The following is a 5,139-nucleotide window of genomic DNA, read 5'->3' as shown; positions in this document are numbered from 1 at the left end:
GCCCCGATGCCCCCCGCGCCACCGCTCGACCTGCCGGTGGCGCGCCGGCCGGCGTCCCCTCGCCGGGCCGGGCCCGGTCGGTGCGGCTGTGCCCGCCCCGGCCGCTTGGCCATTTTGGCTTCCGTCTCACCATCCGATGCGAGAACCATAACGGAGCGTGACGTTTGGTGGACAGCTCCTTTGGGTATTCCGTGGATTCGATTACTCATCGTAAGCGGGCGAAATGGGACGAGGCCGCGCTACGGTATGCGCTGTGCCTACCGGTCAGCCTCTCAACCTGCCGTTCGACCCGATCGAGCGCGCGGCGGCCACCTGGCGTGTCCGGTTCGGGCCGTCCTCGGCGATGGCAGCCGTCACATCGATCATGAGAGCGCACCAGATCCTGCTGTCGCAACTGGACGCGCTGCTCAAACCGTATGACTTGACCTTCGCCCGGTACGAAGCACTCGTACTGCTGACCTTCAGCAAAACCGGCTCGCTGCCGCTGTCCAAGCTCGGCGAGCGGCTGATGGTCCACCCGACGAGCGTCACCAACACCGTCACCCGGCTCGAAACGGCCGGCCTGGTCCGCCGGCTGCGCAACCCCAGGGACGGCCGGGGCGTGCTGGCCGAGATCACGCCGTCCGGACGTGAGGTCGTACGCGCGGCCACCACCGACCTGATGGCCGCCGACTTCGGCCTGTCCATGTACGACGAGGCCGAGTTGCAGGAGATGTTCGCCGCTCTGCGCACACTCCGGGTCGCCGCGGGAGACTTCCCCGCCCTGGGCTAAAATAGTAGGACGTCCTAGTATTTACCCGTCGATCGCCGAGCGACCGCTGGGCGAGGCGCACTGCCGTACCGGAACATGGAGGCAGCAGTATGGACGCAGAGCAGATAGCCGAAGGCCGCAGGCGCTGGCAGGAGCGTTTCGACCAGGCGCGCAAGCGTGACGCGGAGTTCCGCACCCTTTCCGGCCTGGAGGTCGAGCCCGTCTACGGGCCGCCCGAGGGCACCGCCGACCCGCGCATGGAGCGGATCGGCTGGCCGGGAGAGTACCCCTACACGCGCGGGCTGCACCCCACCGGCTACCGGGGCAGGCCATGGACGATCCGGCAGTTCGCCGGGTTCGGCAACGCGCGGCAGACCAACGAGCGCTACAAGATGATCCTCGGCGCGGGCGGCGGGGGGCTGTCGGTGGCCTTCGACATGCCGACCCTGATGGGCCGCGACTCCGACGACCCGAGATCGCTCGGCGAGGTCGGGCACTGCGGCGTCGCGGTCGACTCCGCGATGGACATGGACGTCCTGTTCGACGGCATCCCGCTGGGCGACGTGACCACGTCGATGACGATCAGCGGGCCCGCCGTGCCGATCTTCTGCATGTACCTCGTCGCGGCCGAACGCCAGGGCGTGCCCATCGGGCGGCTCAACGGCACGCTCCAGACCGACATCTTCAAGGAGTACATCGCGCAGAAGGAGTGGCTGTTCGCGCCCGAGCCGCACCTGCGGCTCATCGGTGACCTGATGGAGTTCTGTGTCGCGGAGATCCCGGCGTACAAGCCGCTCTCGGTGTCGGGCTACCACATCCGCGAGGCGGGCGCGACCGCCGCCCAGGAGCTGGCCTTCACGCTGGCCGACGGCTTCGGATACGTGGAGCTGGGGCTGTCGCGCGGGCTCGACGTGGACGTGTTCGGTCCGGGGCTGTCGTTCTTCTTCGACGCGCACATCGACTTCTTCGAGGAGATCGCCAAGTTCCGGGCCGCGCGGCGGATCTGGGCGCGCTGGATGCGCGACACCTACGGCGCGCGTACCGAGAAGGCCCAATGGCTGCGCTTCCACACCCAGACCGCCGGGGTGTCGCTGACCGCGCAGCAGCCCGACAACAACATCGTCCGCACCGCCATCGAGGCCCTGGCCGCGGTGCTCGGCGGCACCAACTCGCTGCACACCAACGCCCTGGACGAGGTGCTCGCACTGCCCTCGGAGAAGGCCGCCGAGATCGCGCTGCGCACCCAGCAGGTGATCATGGAGGAGACCGAGGTCGCCAACGTGGCCGACCCCCTCGGCGGGTCCTGGTACATCGAGGCGCTGACCGACCGGATGGAGGCCGAGGCGGAGGCGATCTTCAAGCGCATCCGCGAGATGGGCACCGACGGCACGATGACCTCCGGCATCCTGCGCGGCATCGAGGACGGCTGGTTCATGTCGGAGATCGCCGAGTCCGCCTTCGACTACCAGCGCAAGCTGGAGAAGGGCGAGAAGAAGATCGTCGGCGTCAACTGCCACACCGCCTCGGTGGAGGAGCCGCTGCCGATCCTGCGGGTCAGCCACGAGGTCGAGCGGGAACAGAACCGCGTGCTCGCCGAGCGCCGCACCGGACGCGACCAGGCCGCGGTCGACGCCGCCATGGCCGCGCTGGTGGCCGCGGCCCGCGGCAGCGGCAACATGATCCCTCCGATGCTCGACGCGGCCCGCGCTGAGGCCACCCTCGGCGAGATCTGCGACGCCCTCAGGGCAGAGTGGGGCACCTACACCGAACCTGCAAGGTTCTAGGTACTTCCAGGCTTCAAGAAATGTTGGAGAGGTAATACGGTGGGCCCTTAACGTCATCAAAGGGGATTCAGGGCGGTAAGAACACCGGGGGAAGTGTGCCGCGAACACAGAACGGGGTGTGGAGCGAGCTGCGCATCGACTCCACGCCCCATGTGACGGTAGCCGTATCACCACAGGTCACGGCGCTGGCCATTCTGGCCGATGCCATCTCCGGCCGCCGGAGGGGATTGCCGGACCGCTGGCGCGAACACGTGCAGGAGGCGGTCAGCCCGGAAGGCTGGGAGGCGGCGCTGCCGATCGGCGCGCCCGGCCACTCGGTCGCCCCGGACAGCATCGTGCCGCTCACTCCGCTCGGGGAGGTGCCCGTCGCGCGGCACGTCGCCTGGCTGCGCGACGCCAAGCCCGACGACCTGCAGGAGGACCTGGGGCGGACCTTCGGCACGGAGCCGGTGCCCAGACACTGGCGGCGCGTGGCCGACCAGCCGCGGCGCTGGCTGCAGGGGTACGCGACGGCCGTGGACGAGGTGTGGTCGGCCGTCGAGCCGCTGTGGCGGCGGGCCAGGCCCGCCATCGAGCGCGAGGTGGAACGGGTCGGCGCGGCGGTCGTGCGGGGCGCGCACGACGTCCTGTTCGGCTCGCTCAGCGAGCGGATCGTCTACAGCGACGGCACTCTGCGGGTCAGCGACCTCGAACCCGGCAGGTACGAGCTGGGCGGCCGCCGGCTGGTCCTGGTGCCGACCCTGGCGGGCCGCGACTCGATCGTCGTCAACTACGAGCACCCCGAGCTGGTGTGGATCGGCTACCCGCTGCCGGGCGTCGACGCGGTGTGGCGGCAGGCCGGCGGTGACCGGTCGGCGGACGAGCTCTCCGCGGTGCTCGGCGAGATGCGGGCCGGGCTGCTGGCCGTACTGCACACGCCGACGACCATGAGCAGGCTCGCCGAGCAGGCCGGCACGGTGCCCAGCGCCATCACCTACCACTGCGAACGGCTGGCCTCCGCGGGGCTCATCGACCGCGAGCGCAAGGGGCGCGAGGTGTGGGTCACGCGGACCCGCAGAGGCGATGACCTGCTGGAGCTGTTCGACATCTGACCGGCCCCGCCCCGCCTCGTACGGGCATGCGCGGGCATGGGGCAGGATTGGATGTATGAGCCCAGCGGACTTCAATCGACCCGGATCGCTGTACGGCGCCGTGGACCTCGGTGCGCGCAAGCAGGCATTGGAAGCGCAGGCCCGCCGCCAGGCCGCGGCGCAGGACAACGCGGGCGGCGGCGCGCCGGGGGCGGCCGGCGCCGCCACCGTTCTCGACATCACCGACGAGACCTTCTCCGCCGAAGTGATCGAGCGCTCCATGCGCGTTCCGGTCATCCTCGACCTTTGGGCGACCTGGTGCCAGCCGTGCAAGCAGCTCAGCCCCATCCTGGAGAAGCTGGCCGCCGAGGCGGCCGGCAAGTGGGTGCTGGCCAAGGTCGACGTCGACGCCAATCCCCAGATCAGCCAGGCCCTGCGGGTCCAGAGCATCCCCACGGTGCTCGCGATCTTCCAGGGACAGGCGGTCACCGGCTTCCAGGGGGCGCTGCCCGAGCCGCAGGTGCGCCAGTGGCTCGACCAGCTCATGGAGGCCCTGGCCCCGCACCTGCCCCAGGGCGGCGAGCAGCCGCCGGAGGAGGGCCAGGAGCAGCCGGGCCGCGGCCCGCAGGCCGCCCCCGAGCTGATCGCCGCCGAGGAGGCCATCGAGAAGGGCGACCTCGACGCGGCCAAGGCCGCCTACCAGCGGCTGCTGGCCCACTCGCCGAGCAACGAGGACGCCACGATGGGCCTGGCCGGGGTCACCCTGATCCAGCGCTCGGAGGGCCTCGACCCGGCCGACGTGCAGCGGCGCGCCACCGACCCCAAGGACATCGAGGCCCAGTGCCAGGCGGCCGACCTGGAGATGCTGTCCGGTTCGGTGGAGGCCGCCTTCGACCGGCTCATCCGCACGATCCGGCAGACCTCGGGCGACGAGCGCGACAAGGTCCGGCGTCACCTGCTGGGGCTGTTCGAGGCCCTGCCCAACGGCGACCCGGCCCTGTCCAAGGCCCGCCGGGCGCTCGCCAGCGCCCTGTTCTGACGTCGTGGGGCCGGCCGGGCCCGCGCTCGGCCCGGCCGCCGGTCCGGCTCAGCCGTGGCGGGTGCGGAAGTAGGCGTTCGCGGTCGGGGTGAACATCAGCGGCAGGGCCGTCAGCACCGCCATCAGGTGCAGGAACCTGATGGACGCCAGGACGATCGACGGCACGGTCGCGTCCGCGACCGCCTCGGCGACCGACCCTCCGGAAAGCAGCCAGTTGATCGGCTCGATCACCAGCGAGACGGTGCCGAACCCGCCGAGGCCCGCGGCCAGCGCGATCCGGGCCCAGGGCTTGCCGCGATACAGCCGCATCGCCACGAAGGCGGCCGCGGTGTAGACGGCCAGCCGCAGGCCGATCTGGGGGGCCAGGTCCGCGAGCGTGGCCGAGCCGCCGGCGAGCAGGCCGGCCATGGTGGTGGCGGACTCCAGGACGCCCGCACCGACCGCCGCCAGCCACAGCGCGGCGGCGGTCGCGATGTTGCGGGGGAGGGCGGGGGC

5 protein-coding genes are annotated in these 5,139 nt (G+C 71.0%); 4 read left to right on the top strand and 1 reads right to left on the bottom strand.

Annotated features, from left to right (window positions below; translation table 11 throughout):
* Positions 1-253: 253 nt before the first annotated feature.
* The 4 genes from C1I98_RS34725 (at position 254) to C1I98_RS34710 (ending at position 4,644) form a co-directional block, all read left to right on the top strand.
* Complete coding sequence (locus C1I98_RS34725) at positions 254-772, top strand: MarR family winged helix-turn-helix transcriptional regulator (RefSeq protein WP_111171556.1); 519 nt, start codon at positions 254-256, stop codon at positions 770-772.
* Positions 773-861: 89 nt separating this feature from the next.
* Entirely contained in the window at positions 862-2,535 is a 1,674-nt protein-coding gene (icmA, locus tag C1I98_RS34720; RefSeq protein ID WP_111171555.1) for a coenzyme B12-dependent isobutyryl-CoA mutase large subunit, read from the top strand.
* Positions 2,536-2,630: 95 nt separating this feature from the next.
* Positions 2,631-3,626, top strand: a complete 996-nt coding sequence (locus tag C1I98_RS34715; RefSeq protein WP_146607823.1) for a helix-turn-helix domain-containing protein — start codon at positions 2,631-2,633, stop codon at positions 3,624-3,626.
* A gap of 55 nt (positions 3,627-3,681) precedes the next feature.
* A complete protein-coding gene (locus tag C1I98_RS34710) occupies positions 3,682-4,644 on the top strand; it encodes a tetratricopeptide repeat protein (RefSeq protein ID WP_199537449.1) in 963 nt (320 codons plus the stop codon).
* 48 nt (positions 4,645-4,692) lie between these two features.
* On the opposite strand, the gene C1I98_RS42080 is transcribed toward C1I98_RS34710, so the two are convergent.
* The coding region (locus tag C1I98_RS42080) for a hypothetical protein (protein ID WP_111171553.1) at positions 4,693-5,139 on the bottom strand (447 nt) is incomplete at its 5' end.

The sequence above is a fragment of the Spongiactinospora gelatinilytica genome, from assembly GCF_003236385.1.
GTDB classification, from domain to species: Bacteria; Actinomycetota; Actinomycetes; order Streptosporangiales; family Streptosporangiaceae; genus Spongiactinospora; species Spongiactinospora gelatinilytica.
Note: the sequence above shows the minus strand (reverse complement) of the source record. Positions and strands in the feature narration are given on the sequence as shown.

Bases quoted from the DNA above. Each gene is read 5' to 3' on its own strand.
- icmA (WP_111171555.1), top strand. From the start codon at position 862: ATGGACGCAGAGCAGATAGCCGAAGGCCGCAGGCGCTGGCAGGAGCGT.
- C1I98_RS34710 (WP_199537449.1), top strand. From the start codon at position 3,682: ATGAGCCCAGCGGACTTCAATCGACCCGGATCGCTGTACGGCGCCGTG.